A 21,550-nucleotide genomic window follows, 5' to 3' on the forward strand; every position below is an offset into this window, starting at 1 on the left:
GCGCAAGCTCAGGCCGGATTGGCGGAGGCGCCGGACGGGGCGGGCGTGCCGGAATCGGCCAGCGGCAGCCACAGCACGGCCGCCAGGCCCATGCCGCCCTGCTCGTTGGGCTCGCCGTCGCGCAGTTCGATATCGCCGTCGTTGCGGCGGGCGTAGGCGAGCGCGATGGACAGCCCCAGCCCCGAACCCGGCGACTCCGCGGCCCGGCCCGGCCCCAGGCGGTCGAAACGGGCGAATGCGCGGGCGCGCGCCACGGCGTCGATGCCCGGACCGTTGTCGGAAACGGCGACCTCGGCCCGGTCGCCGCGCCGCGCGACGGATACCGTGATGCGCGCCCCGGCGGGCGCATAGTGGATGGCGTTGTGCACCAGGTTGGACAGGGCCTCGTGCAGTTCGACCTCGCTGCCCACCACCGGCACCGCGGGGTGGCCGGCCGCCGCGCCGCCCTGGCAGGCGGCCGCCCAGCCCAGGTCTTGCTGCTTTTCGTGCGACAACGGCAGGTACTGCAGCACCACACTGCGCGCGACCTCGTTCAGGTCCAGCAGTTGGCGGGGAGTCGGGTCGGCCTGGCTGGCATGCGCCAGCGACAGCAGCTGTTCGGTCAGGCGGCGCGTGCGCCCCAGCTGATCGACAATGGCGCGCAAGCCTTCCCGGGCCCGCTGCGGATCGGGCTCGCGCAGGGCGTATTGGGCCTGGGTCAGCATGATGGCCAGCGGCGTGCGCAGCTGGTGCGAAGCGTCGGCCAGGAACTGGGACTGCTCGTCGAGCATGCGCCGGTGCCGCGCCACATGGTAATTGACAGCCTCGACCAGCGGGATGACTTCGCCGGGCACGCGCGTGGCGTCCAGCGGCGTGAGGTCGTCGGGCCGGCGCGCGCGGATGTCGTTGCGCAGCCGCGCCAGCGGCCGCAGCGACCAGGCCACGCCCCACCACACCAGGATGGCCACCAGCGCCAGCATGCGGGCATCGCGCAGCAGTTCCTGGCGGCGCGCGGCGGTTTCGGCCTGCAGGCGCCGCCCTATGCTTTCGGCCACCAGCACCAGCACCTGGCGATGCTGGCCGCGGTAATGCAGGTCGCGCAGCAACGCCACGACCCGCACCGGATCATTGCGGTAGACGCTGTTGAAAAACACCGGGTCGCCGCGCGCCGAGGGCCAGGCGGGCGGGCGCGGCAGTTCGGGCATGCCGGCCACAGTGCGGCCGGCCGGCGGCACCTGGGTGGCGCCCTCGGGCAACGGCGGGTCGATTTCTTCGATGCGGAAGTACTTGCGCAAGCCGGCCTTGGATTCGAGGATGACCTGGGCATAGACCGGCGTGGCCACGACCAGGTTGCCGTCGGGCGCGAACTCGATGCTGCTTTCCAGCACCCGGGCCGGTTCGAGCAGCGCGCTGTCGTAGGCTTCGTTGGTAATGCTGGCCAGGGTGCGGTAGTCGTTCCAACTGTCGATGACCAGCAGCAAAATGACGCCGGGCAGCAGCAGCGTGATCAGCAGGGTGCGGATGCCGACCAGCGGAAAGCGGAATCGCTCAGGTTCCGGCGGGTTCACTGGCACTGCTTTCCAGCATGTAGCCCAGGCCGCGCACCGTGACGATGCGCACGTCGCTGCCGGCCAGCTTCTTGCGCAGGCGGTGCAGCACGACTTCGATGGCGTCCGGGCTGGCCTCGCTGTCTTGGGTAAAGACCTTGTCGAACAGCTGGCCCTTGTCGACGGGGTAGCCGCTGCGCGTCAGCAGGGCGGCCAGGGCGGCATGTTCGCGCGGGGTCAGGAACAGCAGGTTGCCGTCGAGCGTGAACGCGCGGCTTTCGCCATCGTAGGCCAGCGATCCGCACTGCAGGCGCGGAAACTGCCGCCCCCGGCTGCGCCGCACCAGCGCGGCCACCCGCGCCTCGAGTTCTTCGAGCGCGAAGGGCTTGGTAAGGAAGTCGTCGGCGCCCAGGTTCAGGCCGCGCACGCGGTCTTGCAGGGCGCCCTGGGCGGTAAGCAGCAGCACGGGCGTGCGGTCGTCGCGGCCGCGCATGTCGCGCAGCACCACCAGCCCGTGCTTGTCGGGCAGGCGCAGATCCATGACGATGGCGTCGTATTCGTTGGCGGCCATCAGGGCTTCGGCGCTGCGGGCGTCCGGCGCGTGGTCGGGCGTGAAACCGCTTTGCGCCAGCGCCCGGACCAGCCACGACGCCATTTCGAGCTCGTCTTCAACCAGCAATATGCGCATGGCCGTCGGGTTCGGCGGGCAGGCCATCGGCCGCGCGGCCCTGGCCATGGACCCGCTGGCGCAGATACCGGGTTTCGTGCTGGCGCCGGAACAGGATGCCGGAAAGCTCGTTCAGCGCCAGGGTGTAGACCTCGCGCTTGAACTCGATGACCGCATCCAGCGGCACCCAGTATTGGCTCCAGCGCCAGGCGTCGAACTCCGGATGCTGCGTGGCGCGCAGGCATACGTCGCAGTCGCGGCCGACCAGGCGCAACAGGAACCAGATCTGTTTTTGGCCTTTATAGTGGCCGCGCCACTCGCGCCGGACGAAGTGATCAGGTACGTTATAGCGCAGCCAGTCGCGTGTGCGCCCCAAAATGCGGACATGTTCGGGCTTCAGGCCCACTTCTTCGTGGAGCTCGCGATACATGGCCTGCACCGGGCTTTCGCCGTACTTGATGCCGCCCTGCGGGAACTGCCATGCGTGTTCCCGGATACGCTTGCCCCAAAAGACCTCGTTTTTGCCGTTGACGAGAATAATGCCGACATTGGGACGGTAGCCTTCACGATCGAGCATGGGCCACCCCCACCGAATTCAATACAATTACGGTCGATTATACGTATCTGTAGCCACCTTTAAATATGCGCGCATCCACCTACCACCTGAACACCCTGAAAGAGGCCCCCGCCGAGGCCGAAGTCGCCAGCCACCGCCTGATGACCCGCGCCGGCATGATCCGCAAGCTGGCCGGCGGCATCTATACCTATATGCCGCTGGGCCTGAAAGTGATCCGCAAGATCGAGGCCATCGTGCGCGCCGAGATGAACGCCGCCGGCGCCATCGAATTGCTGATGCCGGTGGTGCAGCCGGCCGAGCTCTGGCAGGAATCGGGCCGCTGGGAGCAATACGGGGCCGAATTGCTGCGCATCAAAGACCGCCACCAGCGCGATTTCGTGCTGCAGCCGACCTCGGAAGAAGTCATCACCGACATCGCCCGCAACGAAATCCACAGCTACCGGCAGCTGCCGCTGAACTTCTATCACATCCAGACCAAGTTCCGCGACGAGCGCCGGCCGCGCTTCGGGCTGATGCGGGGCCGCGAATTCACCATGAAAGACGCCTATTCGTTCGACCGCGACGAGGCCGGCGCCCAGCAGAGCTACGACAAGATGTATGACGCCTACATGCGCATCTTCGGCCGGCTGGGGCTGCAGTTCCGCGCCGTGGCGGCCGACACCGGCTCGATCGGCGGCACGCGCAGCCATGAATTCCAGGTCATCGCCGATACCGGCGAAGACCTGCTGGTCTACAACCCCGACACCCAGTACGCCGCCAACATCGAGCTGGCCGAAGCGCCGGCGCTGCTGGCCGAACGCGCCCAGGCCTCGCAGCCGCTGGAAGCCGTGCCCACCCCCGGCGCGGCCAAGTGCGCCGATGTGGCCAGGCTGCTGGACCTGCCGCTGGAACGCACCCTGAAGTCCATCGTGCTGGCCACCGAGCCCGAGCCGGGCAAGGTGCAGGTGTGGCTGCTGCTGCTGCGCGGCGACCACGAACTGAACGAGATCAAGGCAGGCAAGCTGCCCGGCCTGGCCGGCTTCCGCTTTGCCACCGAAGACGAGATCGTGGCCCATTTCGGGTGCAAACCGGGCTACCTGGGCCCCATCGGCACCGCCCTGCCGGTGCGCGTGGTGGCCGACCGCACGGTGGCCAACATGGCCGACTTCGTCTGCGGGGCCAACCGCGAAGACTTCCACTACCAGGGCGCCAACTGGGGCCGCGACCTGCCCGAGCCCGAACTGGTGGCCGACCTGCGCAACGTGGTCGAGGGCGATCCCGCCCCCGATGGCGCCGGCCGGCTGGCGATCCAGCGCGGCATCGAAGTGGGGCACGTATTCTTCCTGGGCACCAAGTATTCCGATGCCCTGAAGGCCACCTTCCTGGACGAGACCGGCAAGCCCGCCCTGCTGCAGATGGGCTGCTACGGCATCGGCATCACCCGCATCGCGGGCGCGGCCATCGAGCAGAACCACGATGCCCGCGGCATCATCTGGCCGCGCGCCATCGCGCCCTTCGAAGTGGTGATTTGCCCGGTGGGCTGGGGTAAAAATGAAACTGTACGTAACGAAGCTGTAAAATTATATGACCAACTGCGTGCCCACGGCGTGGATGTCATTCTGGACGACCGCGACGCCCGGCCGGGCGTCATGTTCGCTGAATGGGAGCTGATAGGGGTGCCGCTTCGCGTAACAGTTGGAGAACGCGGCCTTAACGACGGTGTGGTGGAATTGCAGGCCCGTCGCGAAAGCGAGGCTGCGAAGATCCCCGCCGGGTCGGCCCTGGAGCAGGTGCTGGCCAAGCTGGAAACGCTGTAGACTGCCCGGCCATGCGCCGGGCAACCGAGAGGCTGCCATACCCATTGTGATCGAACCGAAGTCCGCCGAATCCGTCCTGAATGTCCGTGTCTACTATGAAGACACGGACGCGGGCGGCGTGGTGTTCTACGCCAACTACCTGAAATTCCTGGAGCGTGCCCGCACCGAGTGGCTGCGCGCCCTGGGAGTCGAGCAATCGGCCCTGGCCGAGCGCGAGGGGCGGCTGTTCGTCGTTCATTCACTGGACATGTCTTACCGCAAGCCGGCGCGGCTGGATGACTGCCTGACCATACGCAGCCGTGTTACACGAGTGGGCCGCGCTTCGATACACTTCGCGCAGCGCGCCGAACGCGACGGGGAACTGCTCGCGCAAGGCAATATCCAAGTCTGCTGTGTCGATGCCGTGCACCTGCGGCCGGCGGCCCTGCCCGCCGTCGTCCGTACCAAACTGGAATCCCTTCAGGAATAACCCATGCAAGTCACCAACGACATGTCGTTGCTTTCGCTGATCGCGCACGCCAGCGTCCCCGTCCAGCTCATCATGCTGCTGCTGCTGGGCATATCCATCCTGTCCTGGACATACATCTTCGCCAAGCGCCTGGCCATCAAGCGCGCCCACGCGCAGACGCGCCGCTTCGAAGACGATTTCTGGTCGGGCGGCGACCTGTCCATGCTGCAGCAGGCAGTGGCCAGCCGCCGCGACGAGCAAGGCGCCCTGGCGCGCATCTTCGACGCCGGCATGACCGAATTCCTGAAGGCGCGCCGCACCAATGCCAACGGCGACGTCAACACCCTGCTGGACGGTCCGCGCCGCGCCATGCGCGCGGCCTACCAGCGCGAAATGGACTCGCTCGAAGCGCACCTGAACTTCCTGGCCTCGGCCGGCTCGGTCAGCCCCTACATCGGCCTGCTGGGCACCGTGTGGGGCATCATGCACGCGTTCATCGGCCTGTCGAACATGCAGCAGGCCACGCTGGCCTCGGTGGCGCCCGGCATCGCCGAAGCCCTGATCGCCACCGCCATCGGCCTGTTCGCCGCGATCCCCGCCGTGGTGGCCTACAACCGCTACACCCACGACATCGACCGCCTGTCGATCCGGTTCGACAGCTTTGTCGATGAATTCCTGAACATCCTCCAACGCCAGGTCCGCTGATGCCTTCTGTCCGGTCGCACGGCCGCGCGGGCCGACGCATGAAGGCCGACATCAACGTCGTGCCTTATATCGACGTGATGCTGGTGCTGCTGGTGATCTTCATGGTTACCGCGCCCCTGATCACGCCCGGCCTGATCAACCTGCCTTCGGTGGGCCAGGCCTCCGAAGTACCGGCCACGCCGCTGGAAGTGCAGATTTCCGAAGACGGCCAGGTAGCCCTGCGCATGCGCGAGGCCGGCGCCACGCCGCAGGACATCGCCCGCGACCAGCTGGTCGACCAGGTGCGCCAGCGCATTACCGCCGAAACGCCGGTGGTGATCGCCGCCGACGGCAAAGTGCCGTACGAAACCGTGGTGAAGGTCATGGACGAACTGCGCAGCAATGGCGTGACCCGCCTGGGCCTGCTGGTCGACCAGGGCCAGGGCCAGGGCGCGGCCGCGCAGGAACCGAAGAAGCGCTGATGCGCCGCCGCCTGCCGCTACTGCAACGCCTATGACCCCGCCCATTTTCCGACACGACGGCACCAAACCGGTTACCCCCGCTGCGCAAGACAACCGCAAGGCGCTGGGGCTGGCCATCCTGGTGCATATCCTGCTGCTGATCGCCCTGGTGTTCGGCGTCAATTGGCGCTCGGAGAACCCCGGCCCGGTGCAAGTGGAATTGTGGGCCAACGGCGATACGCCCGACTCCCCGCCGCCGCAAGAGCAGCCGGACGAGCCCAAGCCCGAACCGCCCCAGCCGCAGCCCGAACCGGCGCCCCAGCCCGCCCCGGAGCCGCAACCCGAACCCGAGCCTGAGCCGCCGCCCGCGCCGCCGCCCGTTGAAACGCCGCAGCCGCCGCAGCCCGACCCGGAAATCGCGCTGGAAGAGGCGCGCAAGAAGCGCGAACAAGAAGAGAAGGCCCGCCAGGAAGCCGAGGCCGCCAAGGAAAAGGCGCGCCTCGAAGAAGAGCGCAAGCAGGCCGAACTGAAAGAAAAGCAGCGCCTGGAACAAGAACGCAAGGCGGCCGAGAAAGCCGCGGCTGAAAAGGCGGCAGCCGAGAAGAAAGCGGCTGCCGAGAAGGCCGCCGCCGACAAAGCCGCCGCCGAGAAGAAGGCTGCCGCAGAGAAAGCCGCGGCCGAGAAAGCTGCTGCCGAAAAGAAGGCGGCTGCCGAGAAGGCAGCGGCTGAAAAAGCCGCGGCCGAGAAAAAGGCGGCAGCCGAGAAAAAGGCCAAGGAAGAGGCCGCCAAGAAGGCGGCGGCCGAGAAAGCGGCGGCAGCAAAGAAAGCCGCCGCCGACAAGGCCCTGCGCGAAGCCTTCCGCAACGACGCCCTGGGCGCGGCCGGCATCCCCGGCGGCACCGCCGACCGCAACCAGCAGGGCGGCGGGCGCGACGACGGCTATGGCGCCAAGGTGCGCACTTGCGTGCGGCCCCACGTGGCCTATCCGACACCGCCGCGCAGCGGCTCGGACAACCCCACCGCGCAATACCGGGTACAGTTGAGTTCAGACGGCAAGGTTACCGGCGTGGACCTGACCCGCTCGTCGGGCAACGCCGGTTTTGACCGCGCAGTAGAAACCGGCATCCGCCGCTGCAATCCGTTCCCCAAACCCTCGACGGGCCGCTACGAGTCCGTCATCAACATCGTGTACCGAATGTATGACTGACAGGAGATTGCTGACCATGACTCCCGCCTCCAGCCGCCCCTTTCCACCGGGGCTCGCGCGCGCCTATGGCGCGCTGTTCACCCTGCTGACGGCAGCCGCCCTGCTGGTCTGGCAGCCGGCCCACGCGCAGTTGCGCGTCGACATCTCGGGCACCGGCGCCACGCAGTACCCGGTGGCGATCGCTGATTTTGCCGTCGATGACGTGCACGGCCGCGCCATTGCCGAAGTCATCCGCGCCGACCTGACCCGCACCGGCCAGTTCCGCCTGATCAGCGCCGCCGGGTCGGGCCTGAACATCGATTCGCCGGTAGCCTACGACGATTGGCGCACCAAGGGCGCCGACTTCCTGGCCTACGGCAGCATCACCCGCGGCGCCGACGGCCGCTACGACGTGCGCTACCGCCTGGCCGACACGGTCAAGAAAGGCCAGCTCGACGGCGTGGCATTCTCGGGCTCTGAACAAGAACTGCGCCGAGTGGCCCACCAGATCGCCGACCGCATCTACGAAAAAATCACCGGCGTGCGCGGCGTGTTCTCGACCCGCATCGCCTACGTGCTCAAGCGTGGCAATACCTACGAGCTGCAAGTTGCCGACGCCGACGGCCAGAACCCCCAGGTCGCCCTGCGCTCGCGCGAGCCGGTGATTTCGCCGGCCTGGTCGCCCGACGGCAGCAAGCTGGCGTATGTCAGCTTCGAATCGGGCAAGCCGGTGGTGTATGTACACACCCTGGCCACCAGCGCGCGCATCCCGGTCGCCAACTTCAAGGGCAACAACAGCGCGCCGGCCTGGTCGCCCGACGGCAGCAAGCTGGCGGTCGCCCTGACGCGCGATGGTTTGTCGCAAATTTACATCGTCGGAGCCGACGGAAGCTCGAATATGCGCCGCCTGACGCGTTCTCCGGGCATTGACACCGAACCCATCTTTACGCCCGATGGCCGTTCCATTATCTTTACCAGTGATCGCAGCGGTGGACCGCAAATCTATCAAACCAGCCTCGACGGAGGCGATGCCCGTCGGCTGACATTTAACGGTAGTTACAACATCTCACCCCGAATTTCCCCCGACGGTTCCACGCTGCTGTACGTTGCAAGACGCGACGGCGCGTTTCGCATCGCCTCACTCCAACTTGCCACCGGCAACGAAACCCTGCTGACCGACGGTCGCGACGACCAGGCGCCGAGTTTCGCGCCGAACGGCATGCAGATCCTGTATGCAGCGGTCCAGAACGGCCGCAGCGTACTGGCAGGCGTATCCAGCGATGGTCGCGTGCGGCAGACGCTCTCGGTACTGAATGGGGAAATACGTGAACCCACCTGGGGACCTTTTACCCGCTAAACACGTATGACCCTCTTTGCAAAGGAACAATCATGAAAATGCGCATTGCCAAAAGCCTCACTATCGCCGCCCTGGCAGCCGCCCTGGCCGCTTGCAGCTCCGTACCGCTCGACGACCAGGCCGGCCAGACGGGTTCCGGCACCGCCGGCCAAGGCACCGGCACCGGCCAGATCATGGACCCCTTCAACCCGCAGAGCGTCCTGGCGCAACAGCGCTCGGTGTACTTCGATTTCGACAGCTACACCGTGCCCGACCAGTACCGCAACCTGGTTGAAACCCATGCCCGCTACCTGGCTTCGCACCAGCAGCAGCGCGTGCAGATCCAGGGCAACACTGACGAACGCGGCGGCGCCGAATACAATCTGGCCCTGGGCCAGCGCCGTGCCGACGCTGTGCGCCGCATGATGACCCTGCTGGGCGTCAGCGACGCGCAAATCGAAACCATCAGCTTCGGCAAGGAAAAGCCCCGCGCCACCGGCACCAGTGAAGCCGATTTCGCGGAAAACCGCCGCGCCGATATCGAGTATCAGCGCTAAGCATTTCCCGCAACAGCACTGCCGCGCGTCGGGACGGTCCAAGCGGCCGTTCCGACGTTTTTGTTTTCAGATCTGGAATTTCTTATGCGCGCACAAGTCCTGTCCCTGCGAACCCTGGTCGTGACGGCCGCCCTGGCCGCGGCCGCTCCCGCCCACGCCTTTTCCGACGACGAGGCCCGCCGGGCCATTCTGGATCTGCGCCAGCAAGTGCAGCAGCAGAACGAGCAGAACCAGCGCGCGCGCCTGCAGCTGGCCGACCAGATGCAGTCGCTGCAGCAGGAGATCATGCAGCTGCGCGAGCAACTGGAGCTGGTGTCGCGCCAGCAGCCCAGCACCCAGCCGGGCCAGAGCGGCGCCAACAACCCGCCGGGCGCCACCGCCAGCGACCCGCGCGAACAGGCCGCCTACGATGGCGCCATCGACCAGTTCCGCAAGGGGCAGTACAAAGAAGCGGCCGAATCGCTGGCCGCCTTCGTGGCCCTGTACCCCAACAGCCAGCTGGCCCCCACCGCCAAGTTCTACCTGGGCAGCAGCCGCTATGCCGCCAAAGACTACAAGGGCGCCATCGACCAGCTGAACCAGCTGGTGCAGGAATCGCCCGACAATGCGCGCGCGCCCGACGCGTTGCTGGTGATTGCCGGCAGCCAGATCGAGCTGAACAACCGCGCTGGCGCCAAGGCCTCGCTGCAGCGCATTGTGAAAGACTACCCCAACACTCCGGCCGCCGAAACGGCCCAGAGCCGCCTGCAACTGCTGCAATAGCCGCCCGCGCGTGGCCGGGCCCGCCGCCGGCCGGCAGGCCGGCTAACCGGTTGACGCCAGCAACAGGCCCACCCCCAGCACGATCAGGGCGATGCCGGACAATTCACGCCGGCTGCCCGCATGCGAGAACAGGCGGCGCGACAGCAACTGCGCCACCAGCACCTCGACCAGCCCCAGCGTGCGCACGTTGGCGGCCGCCGTCAGCGCAAACCCCAGAAACCAGCATTGCGAAGCCGTCGCGCCCAGCAGGCCGCCCCAGATCGAGGCGCGCCATGCGGCCAGGCAAGCGGATAGCAGCGCGCGGTTGAACAGCGCCATCCAGAGCACCAGCAGCAGGGTCTGCACGCCCAATGACCAGGCCAGTGTCCAGGTCGCCCTGAGAACGAAGCCGCCGCTGTCCAGCGCCAGGATGGCGCCGCGAAAACCGATGGCCGACAGCGCGAAAAACGCGCCGGACACCAGCCCCAGCAAGGCCGGGCGCAGGCTGCCGCGGCCGGTGGCCGACGCCGGGTCGACCGACATCAGCACCACCCCCAGGGTGGCCAGCAGCACGGCCACCACCCCGAAGACAGACAGCGGGTCGCCCAGCACGGCAAAGCCGAACAGGGCAACCTGGATGGGTTCGGTCTTGGTCCATGCGGTAACCACCACGAACGAGCGCTCGCGCATGGCCGCCAGCATCATTGCGGTGGCGGTGATCTGGGCTACCGCCCCGCCCAGCACGAACCACATGAAGTCCGCCCCGCCGCGGGGCGCCGCCTCGCCGCCCACGGCCAGCACCACAGCCAGGAACAGCAGCGCGAACGGAAAACCGAACAGGAACCGCACTTGCGTGGCGCCCAATGTGCCCAGCGTGGCGGTCAGGCTGCGCTGCACCGCGTTGCGGCCCGCCTGGGCGGTGGCGGCGGCCAGCGTGGCGGGAATCCAGACCCAGGTCCAATCCATGGCGAAGCTCGCTTTGCCCCGGGGCGGTTATGCGCGCAGCGCGACGTCGGCGACCGGGGCGCCGGTCATGTCCACCAGCTGCCGCGGACTGAGCCGGAATACGGCGTGCGGATGGCCGGCTGCGGCCCACAGGGTGTCGTACTGGAGCAGGTCCTGGTCGATCAGCATGGCGGGCTTGACGGCGTGGCCGATGGGGCAGACGCCGCCGATGGCATAGCCGGTCATCTCGCGCACGTAGCGGGCGTCGGCCTTGGCCAGCTCGCCCACCAGCCCGGCCACCTTGGTTTCGTCGACGCGGTTGACGCCGCTGGCAATGACCAGCACCGGCACGTTGTCGGCGCGGCGCCGGAAAATGATCGACTTGGCGATCTGGGCCACCTGGCAGCCCAGGCCCTGCGCGGCTTCGGCGGAAGTCTTGCCGGTTTGCGGCAGGATGACGATAGCGTGCTCGTGGCCCAGGTCCTGCAACAGGCGGGCGACCCGCTGCGCCGATTCGGGCAGGGGTGTGGCGGATTCAGCGGACATCTCGACGGTTCCGTGCGATCGGACGCGGCGCGAACGCGCCGCGGAACAAGGCCACCGAGTGTAGCAGCAGCCCGCCGGGCCAGGGGCGCTAGAATCACGCGCTGGAATCCCCGCCTCTGCCGACATGCGCTCTGAACCCCAATTGCCCCTGCAAACCGCCAGCATCAATGGCTATGCCATGACCTACACCGAGTACGGCGCGGGCACGCCGCTGGTGCTGGTGCACGGCTCGCTGTGCGACTGCCGCTACTGGAAATCGCAAATGGGGCCGCTGGGACGCTCGTTCCGCGTGCTGGCTCCCAGCCTGCGCCATTATTGGCCGCAGCAATGGGACGGCAGCGAATTCTCGATGCGCCAGCATGTCGACGACCTGCTCGCCTTCATCGACGCCGTGGGCGAAGGCGCGGCTCACGTGGTGGGCCATTCTCGCGGGGCCCGCGTGGCGCTGGAAGCCGCCCTGCGCGAACCGGCGCGCGTGCGGTCGCTGACGCTGGCCGACCCGGGCCTCCCGCTGCCCGGGCGCGGCGACGACACGCGTGGCGGCTTCCGCCAGCACGCGCTGGCGCTGATCGAGGCCGGCGAGGTGGACGCCGGGCTGGCCCTGTTCGTCGACACGGTATCCGGCGCCGACACCTGGCGCCGCATGGTGCCCTGGTTCAAGGACATGGTGCGCGACAACGCCTCGACGCTGGGCGGCCAGGCCACCGAGCACCTGGCGCCGGTGACGCGCGAGCAGGTCGAGCGGCTGGCGCTGCCCGCCCTGCTGATCGGCGGCGCGCTCAGCCCCGCCCCCTACCCCGCCGTGCTGGACATGCTGGCCGAATGGCTGCCGGCGGCGCGCAAAGAGGTGATCGCGGGCTCGTCGCACGGCATGAACCTGGGCAACCCGCGCGCCTTCAATGCCGCCATCGAAGGTTTCCTGGCCTAGCCGCCGCTAGGCGCCGTCGCCCTGGCGGCGCCGCGCCTTGGCGCGCCGCGCCATCATGTTCAGGCCTTCGACCAGCGCCGAGAACGCCATGGCCGCATAGATGTAGCCCTTGGGCACATGGGCGCCGAAGCCCTCGGCGATAAGCGTCATGCCTATCATCAGCAGGAAGCCGAGGGCCAGCATGACCACGGTGGGATTGCGCTGGATGAACCGGGCCAGCGGGTTGGCGGCCAGCAGCATGACCGACACCGCCACGATGACGGCGATGAACATGATGGGGATGTGCTCGGTCATGCCGACCGCGGTGATGATGCTGTCGATGGAGAACACCAGGTCGAGCATCAGGATCTGCGCAATGGCGGCCGCGAAGCCGATAGTGGCGGACTTGCCGTCGAACATGTCGCCGTCGGGCAAGGGATCGACGTGGTGATGGATTTCTTTGGTGGCCTTCCATACCAGGAACAGGCCGCCGGCGATCAGGATGAGATCGCGCCATGAAAAGCTCTGGCCGAACAGCGTGAACACGGGCTGGGTAAGCTGGACGATGATCGCCACCGTTGTCAGCAGGCCCAGCCGCAGGATCAGCGCCAGGCCGATGCCGATGCGCCGCCCGCGCTCTTGCTGGTGCTCTGGCAGCTTGTTGGTAAGAATGGAAATGAAGATCAGGTTGTCGATGCCCAGCACGACTTCCATGACAATCAGGGTGGCCAGCGCCGCCCAGGCGGCGGGATCCTGGGCAAGCAATACGAGTTGGTCCATGTGGCTCTCCGGCTATGGCCTGTTGATCATAGCCGGATGCCCGGATGCTGCCTATCGTATTGTCGCCATGCGGCTAGCGGGCCGCCCCGCCATGGGCCGCGATGACCTGCTCGGCCACCTGGCTGGGCGCCTCGGCGTAATGCTTGAATTCCATGGTGTAGGTGGCCCGCCCCTGGGTCAGCGAGCGCAGCGAGGTGGAATAGCCGAACATCTCGGCCAGCGGCACCTCGGCGCGCACCAGCTTGCCGCCTCCGCCCGCGATGTCTTCCATGCCCTGCACCATGCCGCGCCGCGACGACAGGTCGCCCATGACATGGCCGGTGAAGTCTTCGGGGGTTTCGACCTCGACGTGCATCATGGGTTCGAGCAGCACCGGCCGCGCGCGCCGCATGCCTTCTTTGAAGGCCATGGAGCCGGCCATGCGGAAGGCGTTTTCGTTGGAATCGACGTCGTGGTACGAACCGAATATCAGCGTGACCTTGACATCGACCACCGGATAGCCGGCCAGCACGCCGGCATTGAGGCTTTCGCGCACGCCGCGCTCGACGGCGGGGATGAATTCGCGCGGCACCACGCCGCCCTTGATGGCATCGACGAATTCGAAGCCGCCCCCGGCCGGCTGGGGTTCGAGCTTGAGCACCGCGTGGCCGTACTGGCCACGCCCGCCCGACTGCTTGATGAACTTGCCCTCGACCTCGTCACAGGTCTTGCGGATGGTTTCGCGATACGCCACCTGCGGCTTGCCGACAGTGGCTTCGACATTGAATTCGCGCTTCATGCGGTCGACCAGGATTTCCAGGTGCAGCTCGCCCATGCCCGAGATGATGGTCTGGCCCGATTCTTCGTCGGTGCGCACGCGGAACGACGGGTCTTCCTGCGCCAGGCGGTTGAGCGCCAGGCTCATTTTTTCCTGGTCGGCCTTGGTCTTGGGCTCGACCGCCTGTGAAATGACCGGCTCGGGGAACGACATGCGCTCCAGGATGATGATGTGGTTCGGATCAGAAAGCGTGTCGCCGGTGGTGACGTCTTTGATGCCTACGGCGGCGGCGATGTCGCCGGCATAGACTTCGCTGATCTCGCGCCGCTCGTTGGCGTGCATCTGCAGCAGCCGGCCCAGGCGCTCTTTCTTGCCCTTGAGCGGGTTGAGCACCGAATCGCCCGACTTGACCACGCCCGAATACACCCGAAAGAACACCAGCTGGCCCACGAAAGGGTCGGTCATGATCTTGAAGGCCAGCGCCGAGAAAGGCTCGTTGTCGGCCGGATGGCGTTCGATTTCGTGGTCTTGCTGGTCGTGGCCCTTGATGGCGGGCACGTCGGCGGGCGACGGCAGGTAGTCGATGACCGCATCCAGCATGGCCTGCACGCCCTTGTTCTTGAAGGCGCTGCCGCACAGCATGGGCACGATCTCGTTGGCGATGGTGCGCAGGCGCAGGCCGCGCTTGATGTCGTCTTCGGACAGCGTCTCGCCCGACAGGTATTTTTCGAGCAGGGCCTCGTCGGCCTCGGCGGCCTTCTCGACCATGCGGTCGTGCCACTGGCGGGCTTCATCGGCCAGCTCGGCGGGGATATCGCGGTATTCGAAGCGCACGCCCTGGCTGGCGTCGTCCCAGATGATGGCTTTCATTTTGACCAGATCGACCACGCCCTGGAAGTTGTCTTCGGCGCCCACCGGAATCTGGATGGGCACGGCATCGCCCTTCAGGCGCTCGGCGATCTGCCTGTGCACGCGGAAGAAATCGGCGCCGACGCGGTCCATCTTGTTGACGAACGCCAGGCGCGGCACGCCGTACTTGTTGGCCTGCCGCCACACGGTTTCGGACTGCGGCTGCACGCCGCCCACGGCGTCGTACACCATGCAGGCGCCGTCGAGCACGCGCATCGAGCGTTCGACCTCGATGGTGAAATCGACGTGGCCCGGGGTGTCGATGATGTTGATGCGATGTTCGGGATAATTGCCCGCCATGCCGCGCCAGAAGGCGGTGGTGGCCGCCGACGTGATGGTGATGCCGCGCTCTTGCTCTTGTTCCATCCAGTCCATGGTGGCCGCGCCGTCATGGACCTCGCCCAGCTTGTGGGTGATGCCGGTATAGAAAAGAATGCGCTCGGTGGTGGTGGTTTTGCCCGCGTCGATATGGGCACTGATGCCGATATTGCGGTATTGCTCGATGCGCGTCTTGCGAGTCATGGCGGCCCCTGGTCAGGTGAATCCAGCTTGGCGGCGGCCCGTGGACCGCGCCATCGCAGATATTACGCGCGCCTGATCGCAGAACGCCAGATAGCCCTGCCCGTGCCACAGGTATGGCGGCGCCGGCGGCCCCGGGGGGGCGCCGGCGGGGCGGGCGTTTCAGGCTATTTTTTTTCTTTGTCTTCTTTGACGCGGTAGACCAGCACCGCGATGGTGGCCAGCGACAGCACCTTGGCGGTGACACTGCCCAGCAGCAGGCGCGACAGGCCGCTGCGGCCATGGCTGCCGATGAAGATGAGGTCGCAGCCGTTTTCGCTGGCGGCCTGCACGATGCCGTCGGCCACATTGAAATTGGACACGGCGCGCGACTGCGCCTTGACCCCGGCGGTATCGGCGCGGTCGAGGATTTGCTTCAGGTATTTTTCAGCCTGCTCGGCCGAGGCTTTTTCGTAGTCTTCGTCGGTGATGGCATAGGCGGCGGCCATGCCATCGAAACCGATGGTGGCGGCGAACGGCTGGGTAACGTGCAGGGAGACGACTTCGGCGCCCACCGACCGCGCGAAGCAAATGCCCGCGTTGGCGGCCTGGGCCGAAAGCGGCGAACCGTCGGTGGGAATCAGGATTTTCTTGAACATGTTGCCTGCTCCTGTCTGCTAGATGAGAAAACTCATGCTACCGGAAAACCCATGCTTGCCGCATTGCGGTCTTCCCGCAGCCGTTGAGAGCCATCAAGGCATCTGCTGCGATGCCACGAACAGATTAGTGCACCGGGTGCCGGTACGGCAATACGCCAGGACGGGGCTCGGCATGGTGCGCAGCAACTCGGCGAAACGGGCCACGTCGGCGGCGGTCATGGCGCTGCCGATGACGGGCTGGTATTCGACCTGCAGGCCGGCCTCGCGCGCCGCGCGGGACACGTCGGCGGCGGTGGGCTGGTCGGGGCCGCCTTCGAAATCGGGCCGGTTGATGATCACGCTTTTATAGCCGGCGGCGGCCACCCCGGCCATGTCTTGGGGCGCCAGCTGCGGCGCAACCGCGAAGTGTTCGGTGAGGGGCTTGATGGGGACGTCGGCCATGGCGGTTCCTTGGATGATGTAGCCTGATAGAGAAGAACAGTATATGTCTTCCGCCAGCCGCGGGCGCGTCAGCCGCCCGGCGCGGCCAGCACCCCCGCCACCGCCTGCCAGATGCCGGGCGTATCGACCATGGCCACCGAGAAGCGCATCATGGTCGAGGGCGCCTGGGTGGGCGAAAACAGGCTGCCGGGCGCCAGCAGCAGGCCGCGGTCGACCGCGGTGCGCGCCAGGCTTTCGGCGTCGCGGCCGCAATCTGCCCAGACGAACATGCCGGCATGCGGCTCGTGCGGCACCGCCAGCCCCAGGCCGGTAAGGGCCGACAGGCACTGCTGGCGGGCGGTATTGACGCGCGCGCGCACCCGCTCGATATGACGGCGGTACTGGCCCTCGACCAGCACCCGGTGCACCACGCGCTCGCCCAGTTCGGGGGTGGTGAGCCCGGCCAGCATTTTCAGGTCGGCCAGTTTCTGCAGCAGCCCGGCATTGGCCGCCAGGTAGCCGACACGCAGGCTGGCCGCCAGCATCTTGGAAAATCCGCCCGCCAGGATGACGCGGTTGAGGCGGTCGAGCGAGGCGAGCTTCATGGCCCCGCCGGGATGGAGTTCGCCGTAGGTGTCGTCTTCGACCACCAGGAAATCGTGCCGTTCGGCCAGGCGCAGGATGTCGTAGGCCACGCCGGCCGACAGCGTGTGCCCGGTGGGGTTGTGCACGGCGCCGTTGATGATGAACAGGCGCGGCTTATGCAGCGCGGCCAGCCGGTCGAGTTGTTCGAGATCGGGGCCGTCGGGCCCGCGCGGCACGCCGATGAGCCGGGCGCCGAACTCGGCCAGGCGGCCGAAGATCACGAACCAGGCGGGATCTTCGACCAGCACGGCATCGCCGGGCCGGACCAGGTGGCGGGCCACCAGGTCGAGCCCGTGCGTGACGCCGTTGGTGGTCAGCAGGTTGTGGTCGGGGTGGGCCGGTACGCCGTCGGCCTGCAGGCGCGAAGCCAGTTGCTGGCGCAGGGGCGCGTAGCCCAGCGGCGAGCCGTAGGCCACCAGGTGGCCCCGCACCGCCCGCCCCACCGCCCGCACCGCGGCCGACACCATGCCGGGGTCGAGCCAGTCGGCCGGCAGCAGGCCCGCGCCGCCCGGCATGGCCGAGGCTTCCGGTTCGCGGAACATGTTGCGCAGCAGCCAGGCCACGTCGATGCGCGCCGGCGCCGCCGGGGTTTCGCCGGCCGGCGCACTGCGAGCGGCCGCCATCAGGGGGCCGCGGCGCGCCCGTACGAAAAAGCCGGCGCCGCGCCGTGACTGCACCAGGCCGCGCGCCACCAGGCGATCGTAGGCTTCGACCACCGTAAAGCGGCTGACGCCGGCCTGTTCGGCCATTTTGCGGATGGACGGCAGGCGGGTGCCCGGGCGCAGGCCCTGGTCGTCGATACGGCGCGCGACATCGTCGGCGAGCTGAGCCACCAGGGTGGCATCGGCCTGGCGCACGGGCCGCCAGCCGGCGGCGGCTTCGGAAGCGGGGGTAACTGTCATGGTGGATTTACCAGGCCAGTAGTCAAGGTGATATGGAAAAGTGTACCGGTACTGTACTGACCAATTTGCGTAGAGTGGCAGGAATCCCGCTTGCCCGCAAGCCCTGCCCATGCCTGGAACCATGTCGCGCCCCACCGCCTACGCATCCCCCGCCCCCGCCGCCGCACCGCTCTGGGAGGGCTATGGCTACGGCCTGCTGGGCGTGCTGGTATTTTCACTGACCCTGCCCATGACCCGCGTGGCGGTCACCGAACTGTCGCCGGTGCTGATCGGGCTGGGCCGCGCCCTGCTGGCGGCCATCCCGGCCGCGCTGCTGCTGTGGCTGACGCGCAGCCGCCGCCCGAACCGCCACGAATGGCCCGGCGTGCTGCTGGCGGCCGCGGGCATTGTGGTGGGCTGGCCGCTGGCCTCGACGCTGGCGATGGCCACGGTGCCGGCCGCGCACGGCGCCGTATTCAACGGCCTGTTGCCGTTGTCCACGGCCGCATTCGCCGCCTGGCGCAGCGGCGAACGCCCATCGCCGGCCTTCTGGGCCTGGGCCGTGGCCGGCGCCGTGCTGGTCATGGGATATGCCGTGCGCCAGGGCCACGGCGCCCTGCAGACCGGCGACCTGTGGCTGCTGCTGGCGGTGCTGCTGGGCGGCATGGGCTACGCCGAGGGCGCGCGGGCCTCACGCACGCTGGGCGGCGCGCGCACCATCTGCTGGGCGCTGGCGGTCAGCGCGCCGGTGATCGCCGGCCCGGTGCTATGGATGGGCGCGCAAGCGCCCATGCCCAGCGCCACCGTGGCGGCCGCCTTCGCCTACCTGGCGTTCGGCTCGATGTTCCTGGGCTTTTTCGCGTGGTATCGTGGCCTGGCGGTGGGCGGCATCGCCCGCGTCGGCCAGGTGCAGCTGCTGCAACCCTTCCTGACTGTCGTGGCGGCCGCGCTGCTGTTCCACGAAGCCGTCGAACCGCTGACCTTCGTGTTCGCGCTGGCCGTCATCGCCATCATCGCGGGCGGGCGCCGCGCCATTGTCCGGAAAGCACCATGACGGCCGCCCCCTTCAATGAATCGACCCTGCTGCTGCTGGGCCCGCTGGCGCTGTTCGCGCTGGTCAGTTCGATCACGCCCGGGCCGAACAACATCATGCTGGCTTCGTCGGGCCTGACATTCGGCTTCCGGCGCACCATCCCCCACATGCTGGGCGTGAATCTGGGCTTTACCCTGATGCTGGTGCTGGTGGGGCTGGGCCTGGGAACGATGTTCCAGCAGTTTCCGTGGCTGTACACCCTGCTGAAGTACGCCGGGGCGCTGTACCTGTTGTACCTGGCCGTGAAAATCGCCCTGTCCGGCCCGATGGAAAGCGGCGCCCAGCGCGGCCGCCCCTTCACATTCCTGCAGGCCGCGCTGTTCCAGTGGGTAAACCCCAAGGCCTGGGTAATGGCGGTGGGCGTCATCGCCACCTACACGCCGCAGGCCGGCTTCTACTGGAACCTGGCCCTGGCCGCCGCCGTCTGCTGCGTGGTCAACCTGCCCAGCATCGGCGTCTGGACCGCCTTCGGCACCGCCCTGCAGAAAGTGCTGCATCGGCCGCTGGCGATACGGGCGTTCAACGTCGGAATGGGGCTGCTGCTGGTCGCTTCGCTGTATCCGGTGGCTCTGGATCTTGTGCGGAGTTGATTGTTCCGGGCTGTTGCCAGGTGTCCGGCTCCCGCAGGGTGTCGGACACAGTACGACTGGGACGGCTGCGGCGTACTGCGGTGTCAGGCACCTGGCGGAGCCTGACACCTGGGCCATACCCAGGCAAACGCCGTCTTCCGCCATCCCCGCAGGGGAACCTGCCCCCTGCGGCCCGGTCATATCCGACATGCCGCTGTTCCCCCGCTCTCCTCTGCGCCGCCTGCTGGGCGTCGGCCTGGTGGCTGCCGCCAGCGCGGTCGGCTGCACCCAGCTCGATGCCTGGCAGCGGCAGGCCATCTTTTCGCCCGAGTCCGATCAGCAGCGCTGGTGGCGCGAGCCGCCGGCCGGCACCGAAATCTTCGATCTGGCCCTGCCCGGCGGCGACACAGTCCATGCCTGGTACTGGCAGCACCCCCGCCCCAACGCCCCCGCCGTGCTGTACCTGCACGGGGCCCGCTGGAACCTGAACGGCAGCGCGTTCCGCATGGAAGGCTGGACCCGCATGGGCTACTCGGTGCTGGCCATCGACTATCGCGGGTTCGGCGAATCCACCGCCCTGCTGCCCTCGGAAGACACCGCCTTCGAAGACGCCGCGGCGGCCTTGCGCGAACTGGCGCGGCGCCAGCCCGATCCGGCGCGGCGTTTCGTGTACGGCCACAGCCTGGGCGGCGCCATCGCCATCGACCTGGCGGCGCGCGACGACATGCCGCCGTTCGCCGGCCTGATCATCGAGTCCAGCTTCACCAGCATCGCCGCCATGCTGGGCACCCTGAAATGGGGCAAGCTGCCGGGCGCCAGCCTGCTCGTCACCCAGCCATTCGCCTCGGTCGAGAAACTGGCCACGCTGACCACACCCATGCTGTTCCTGCACGGCACCGCCGACCGAGTGGTGCCCCACACCATGAGCGACGAACTGTTCGCCGCCGCGCTGAAAGTGCCGCCCGACCTGAAACGCCTGGTGAAACTCGACGGCGCCTCGCATTCAGGCTCGATCCGCAGCGGGCGGGCCTATGAAACCGCGGTGCGCGACTTCATCCGCGATGCCCGCCAGGCTTATCACCCGGTGGCGGCCAGCGCCGCCACCGCCGCGCCGCTGTAAGCCCCGGGCGGCTACGATGCCGCCGGCCGCGCCACACACACGCCATTCAGCCGCATCCAGTCGCCGAGTTCGGGGCGCGCCAGCACCTCGAACTCGGCCGCGCGCTGGCGCGCCAGCGCATCGCCGGCGCCCGGCAGGGCCGGATGGCACATCAGCAGGTCGCCGTCGCGCGCATTGTTCAGCCAGTGCTGCAGCAAACCGGCGTAGCGGCGCGCGCCGCCCTGCAGGCCGTATACGCCCAACAGCCGCCGATTGGTGCGCCAGCCGTCGCGGCGGGCCACCCGCGCCACCGCATCGGCGCCCAGCGCGCCTATCAGGCGCGCCTTGGCCGATTCGCGCAGGGGAATGCCTTCCTGCATGCCCGGCGCGGTATGGCGCAGCCATGGCGCCTGGCGGCCGTAACGGTGTTCCAGCAGCCGCAGCAGGCGCGGCAGCACGCCGGGCAGCTGGTGCACGTGCTGGTGCCCGTCGACATAATCGGGGGCTCGGCCCAGGATGTCTTCGAAGACATCGAACTGGCGCATCAGCTGGTCGTCGATCCAAGCCTCGTCCAGGCGGCCGGTGTAGGCGCGCGCGATGAGGGCCCGCAGCGGCATCACGGCCGCCTGGTCCGGGTGTCCCAGCGCTTCGGTCAGGTTCAGGTGCACGCCCAGGTCAAGGTCCAGGCTCTTCAGGCTGGCGGCGTGGGCCGCGAAGGTGGAACCCTGCGTCAGGCAACTGATGGCGCTGAGCCGGCCCAGCCCGGCCAGACGCAACATGCCCGCATCGATGCCCGCATTCATGCCAAAATCGTCGCCGCACACCACAATGCGTTTCCACCACTGGCCCATCCCCGACTTGCC

General features: G+C 67.7%; 23 protein-coding genes. 12 read left to right on the plus strand and 11 right to left on the minus strand.

The annotated features are described in order from the left end of the window. Positions 1–8: 8 nt before the first annotated feature. From J2P76_RS04680 to J2P76_RS04690, 3 genes are read right to left on the minus strand one after another with little or no spacing between them, the layout of a single operon-like run. On the minus strand, positions 9–1,547 hold the full coding sequence (locus J2P76_RS04680) for a sensor histidine kinase (RefSeq protein ID WP_431603377.1): 1,539 nt from the start codon (positions 1,545–1,547) through the stop codon (positions 9–11). After that, entirely contained in the window at positions 1,528–2,214 is a 687-nt protein-coding gene (locus J2P76_RS04685; RefSeq protein ID WP_207404850.1) for a response regulator, read from the minus strand. The genes J2P76_RS04680 and J2P76_RS04685 overlap by 20 nt, the downstream gene beginning before the upstream one ends. After that, positions 2,195–2,770 carry an RNA pyrophosphohydrolase gene (locus J2P76_RS04690; protein ID WP_207404852.1) on the minus strand — a complete coding sequence of 192 codons (576 nt, stop codon included), beginning with the start codon at positions 2,768–2,770 and terminating at the stop codon, positions 2,195–2,197. The genes J2P76_RS04685 and J2P76_RS04690 overlap by 20 nt, the downstream gene beginning before the upstream one ends. A 65-nt stretch (positions 2,771–2,835) precedes the next feature. Here J2P76_RS04690 and J2P76_RS04695 point away from each other — a divergent pair, with 65 nt between their 5' ends. The 8 genes from J2P76_RS04695 to ybgF all read left to right on the plus strand — a co-directional run bounded on the left by J2P76_RS04695 (position 2,836) and on the right by ybgF (position 10,000). After that, positions 2,836–4,566, plus strand: a complete 1,731-nt coding sequence (locus J2P76_RS04695; protein ID WP_207404854.1) for a proline--tRNA ligase — start codon at positions 2,836–2,838, stop codon at positions 4,564–4,566. A 46-nt stretch (positions 4,567–4,612) separates the two neighbouring features. Then, entirely contained in the window at positions 4,613–5,035 is a 423-nt protein-coding gene (gene ybgC, locus J2P76_RS04700) for a tol-pal system-associated acyl-CoA thioesterase (RefSeq protein WP_207404856.1), read from the plus strand. Between the two features lie 3 nt (positions 5,036–5,038). After that, positions 5,039–5,719 carry a protein TolQ gene (gene tolQ / locus J2P76_RS04705; RefSeq protein ID WP_207404858.1) on the plus strand — a complete coding sequence of 227 codons (681 nt, stop codon included), beginning with the start codon at positions 5,039–5,041 and terminating at the stop codon, positions 5,717–5,719. Beyond that, on the plus strand, positions 5,719–6,180 hold the full coding sequence (gene tolR, locus J2P76_RS04710; RefSeq protein ID WP_207404860.1) for a protein TolR: 462 nt from the start codon (positions 5,719–5,721) through the stop codon (positions 6,178–6,180). The genes tolQ and tolR overlap by 1 nt, the downstream gene beginning before the upstream one ends. A 31-nt stretch (positions 6,181–6,211) precedes the next feature. Further along, complete coding sequence (gene tolA, locus J2P76_RS04715; protein WP_207404862.1) at positions 6,212–7,366, plus strand: cell envelope integrity protein TolA; 1,155 nt, start codon at positions 6,212–6,214, stop codon at positions 7,364–7,366. 16 nt (positions 7,367–7,382) lie between these two features. Then, entirely contained in the window at positions 7,383–8,702 is a 1,320-nt protein-coding gene (gene tolB, locus J2P76_RS04720; protein ID WP_242697292.1) for a Tol-Pal system beta propeller repeat protein TolB, read from the plus strand. A gap of 32 nt (positions 8,703–8,734) precedes the next feature. Next, the gene (gene pal, locus J2P76_RS04725; RefSeq protein ID WP_207404864.1) at positions 8,735–9,238 is read left to right on the plus strand and encodes a peptidoglycan-associated lipoprotein Pal; all 504 of its coding nucleotides are present in this window, start codon (positions 8,735–8,737) and stop codon (positions 9,236–9,238) included. A gap of 84 nt (positions 9,239–9,322) precedes the next feature. After that, a complete protein-coding gene (ybgF, locus tag J2P76_RS04730) occupies positions 9,323–10,000 on the plus strand; it encodes a tol-pal system protein YbgF (protein ID WP_207404866.1) in 678 nt (225 codons plus the stop codon). Between the two features lie 42 nt (positions 10,001–10,042). Here the strand turns inward: ybgF and J2P76_RS04735 are convergent, their stop codons facing one another. Together J2P76_RS04735 and J2P76_RS04740 are read right to left on the minus strand one after the other, a co-directional pair. Next, positions 10,043–10,945 (minus strand): DMT family transporter, encoded by a 903-nt coding sequence (locus J2P76_RS04735; RefSeq protein ID WP_207404868.1) that lies wholly within the window; start codon positions 10,943–10,945, stop codon positions 10,043–10,045. Positions 10,946–10,972: 27 nt separating this feature from the next. After that, on the minus strand, positions 10,973–11,470 hold the full coding sequence (locus tag J2P76_RS04740; RefSeq protein ID WP_207404869.1) for a YbaK/EbsC family protein: 498 nt from the start codon (positions 11,468–11,470) through the stop codon (positions 10,973–10,975). Between the two features lie 124 nt (positions 11,471–11,594). On the opposite strand from J2P76_RS04740, the gene J2P76_RS04745 reads away from it, so the two are divergent. Continuing rightward, on the plus strand, positions 11,595–12,398 hold the full coding sequence (locus J2P76_RS04745; protein WP_207404871.1) for an alpha/beta fold hydrolase: 804 nt from the start codon (positions 11,595–11,597) through the stop codon (positions 12,396–12,398). A 6-nt stretch (positions 12,399–12,404) separates the two neighbouring features. Here J2P76_RS04745 and J2P76_RS04750 read toward each other — a convergent pair whose 3' ends face one another. The 5 genes from J2P76_RS04750 to J2P76_RS04770 all read right to left on the minus strand — a co-directional run bounded on the left by J2P76_RS04750 (position 12,405) and on the right by J2P76_RS04770 (position 17,902). Beyond that, entirely contained in the window at positions 12,405–13,157 is a 753-nt protein-coding gene (locus J2P76_RS04750) for a TerC family protein (RefSeq protein WP_207404873.1), read from the minus strand. 73 nt (positions 13,158–13,230) lie between these two features. Continuing rightward, entirely contained in the window at positions 13,231–15,345 is a 2,115-nt protein-coding gene (gene fusA, locus J2P76_RS04755) for an elongation factor G (protein WP_207404875.1), read from the minus strand. 164 nt (positions 15,346–15,509) lie between these two features. Further along, complete coding sequence (locus J2P76_RS04760; protein ID WP_207404877.1) at positions 15,510–15,980, minus strand: universal stress protein; 471 nt, start codon at positions 15,978–15,980, stop codon at positions 15,510–15,512. Positions 15,981–16,073: 93 nt separating this feature from the next. After that, positions 16,074–16,421 carry a TIGR01244 family sulfur transferase gene (locus J2P76_RS04765; RefSeq protein ID WP_207404879.1) on the minus strand — a complete coding sequence of 116 codons (348 nt, stop codon included), beginning with the start codon at positions 16,419–16,421 and terminating at the stop codon, positions 16,074–16,076. Positions 16,422–16,489: 68 nt separating this feature from the next. Beyond that, positions 16,490–17,902 (minus strand): aminotransferase class I/II-fold pyridoxal phosphate-dependent enzyme, encoded by a 1,413-nt coding sequence (locus tag J2P76_RS04770; protein ID WP_207409118.1) that lies wholly within the window; start codon positions 17,900–17,902, stop codon positions 16,490–16,492. 166 nt (positions 17,903–18,068) lie between these two features. Here J2P76_RS04770 and J2P76_RS04775 point away from each other — a divergent pair, with 166 nt between their 5' ends. The 3 genes from J2P76_RS04775 to J2P76_RS04785 all read left to right on the plus strand — a co-directional run bounded on the left by J2P76_RS04775 (position 18,069) and on the right by J2P76_RS04785 (position 20,708). Beyond that, positions 18,069–18,980 (plus strand): DMT family transporter, encoded by a 912-nt coding sequence (locus J2P76_RS04775; protein WP_207404881.1) that lies wholly within the window; start codon positions 18,069–18,071, stop codon positions 18,978–18,980. Next, the gene (locus J2P76_RS04780; protein WP_207404883.1) at positions 18,977–19,609 is read left to right on the plus strand and encodes a LysE family translocator; all 633 of its coding nucleotides are present in this window, start codon (positions 18,977–18,979) and stop codon (positions 19,607–19,609) included. The genes J2P76_RS04775 and J2P76_RS04780 overlap by 4 nt, the downstream gene beginning before the upstream one ends. A 187-nt stretch (positions 19,610–19,796) precedes the next feature. After that, the gene (locus J2P76_RS04785) at positions 19,797–20,708 is read left to right on the plus strand and encodes an alpha/beta hydrolase (protein ID WP_207404885.1); all 912 of its coding nucleotides are present in this window, start codon (positions 19,797–19,799) and stop codon (positions 20,706–20,708) included. 11 nt (positions 20,709–20,719) lie between these two features. Here J2P76_RS04785 and J2P76_RS04790 read toward each other — a convergent pair whose 3' ends face one another. Beyond that, positions 20,720–21,490 (minus strand): ChbG/HpnK family deacetylase, encoded by a 771-nt coding sequence (locus tag J2P76_RS04790; protein WP_347565287.1) that lies wholly within the window; start codon positions 21,488–21,490, stop codon positions 20,720–20,722. Between the last annotated feature and the right edge of the window lie 60 nt (positions 21,491–21,550).

This window comes from Bordetella petrii, from assembly GCF_017356245.1.
Taxonomy (GTDB): Bacteria; Pseudomonadota; Gammaproteobacteria; order Burkholderiales; family Burkholderiaceae_B; genus Bordetella_A; species Bordetella_A petrii_D.

Coding starts and splice junctions, on each gene's coding strand:
- J2P76_RS04685 (WP_207404850.1), bottom strand. CDS start 2,214: ATGCGCATATTGCTGGTTGAAGACGAGCTCGAAATGGCGTCGTGGCTG.
- J2P76_RS04690 (WP_207404852.1), bottom strand. CDS start 2,770: ATGCTCGATCGTGAAGGCTACCGTCCCAATGTCGGCATTATTCTCGTC.
- J2P76_RS04695 (WP_207404854.1), top strand. CDS start 2,836: ATGCGCGCATCCACCTACCACCTGAACACCCTGAAAGAGGCCCCCGCC.
- tolQ (WP_207404858.1), top strand. CDS start 5,039: ATGCAAGTCACCAACGACATGTCGTTGCTTTCGCTGATCGCGCACGCC.
- tolR (WP_207404860.1), top strand. CDS start 5,719: ATGCCTTCTGTCCGGTCGCACGGCCGCGCGGGCCGACGCATGAAGGCC.
- tolA (WP_207404862.1), top strand. CDS start 6,212: ATGACCCCGCCCATTTTCCGACACGACGGCACCAAACCGGTTACCCCC.
- tolB (WP_242697292.1), top strand. CDS start 7,383: ATGACTCCCGCCTCCAGCCGCCCCTTTCCACCGGGGCTCGCGCGCGCC.
- pal (WP_207404864.1), top strand. CDS start 8,735: ATGAAAATGCGCATTGCCAAAAGCCTCACTATCGCCGCCCTGGCAGCC.
- ybgF (WP_207404866.1), top strand. CDS start 9,323: ATGCGCGCACAAGTCCTGTCCCTGCGAACCCTGGTCGTGACGGCCGCC.
- J2P76_RS04735 (WP_207404868.1), bottom strand. CDS start 10,945: ATGGATTGGACCTGGGTCTGGATTCCCGCCACGCTGGCCGCCGCCACC.
- J2P76_RS04740 (WP_207404869.1), bottom strand. CDS start 11,470: ATGTCCGCTGAATCCGCCACACCCCTGCCCGAATCGGCGCAGCGGGTC.
- J2P76_RS04745 (WP_207404871.1), top strand. CDS start 11,595: ATGCGCTCTGAACCCCAATTGCCCCTGCAAACCGCCAGCATCAATGGC.
- J2P76_RS04750 (WP_207404873.1), bottom strand. CDS start 13,157: ATGGACCAACTCGTATTGCTTGCCCAGGATCCCGCCGCCTGGGCGGCG.
- fusA (WP_207404875.1), bottom strand. CDS start 15,345: ATGACTCGCAAGACGCGCATCGAGCAATACCGCAATATCGGCATCAGT.
- J2P76_RS04760 (WP_207404877.1), bottom strand. CDS start 15,980: ATGTTCAAGAAAATCCTGATTCCCACCGACGGTTCGCCGCTTTCGGCC.
- J2P76_RS04765 (WP_207404879.1), bottom strand. CDS start 16,421: ATGGCCGACGTCCCCATCAAGCCCCTCACCGAACACTTCGCGGTTGCG.
- J2P76_RS04775 (WP_207404881.1), top strand. CDS start 18,069: ATGTCGCGCCCCACCGCCTACGCATCCCCCGCCCCCGCCGCCGCACCG.
- J2P76_RS04780 (WP_207404883.1), top strand. CDS start 18,977: ATGACGGCCGCCCCCTTCAATGAATCGACCCTGCTGCTGCTGGGCCCG.
- J2P76_RS04785 (WP_207404885.1), top strand. CDS start 19,797: ATGCCGCTGTTCCCCCGCTCTCCTCTGCGCCGCCTGCTGGGCGTCGGC.
- J2P76_RS04790 (WP_347565287.1), bottom strand. CDS start 21,490: ATGAATGCGGGCATCGATGCGGGCATGTTGCGTCTGGCCGGGCTGGGC.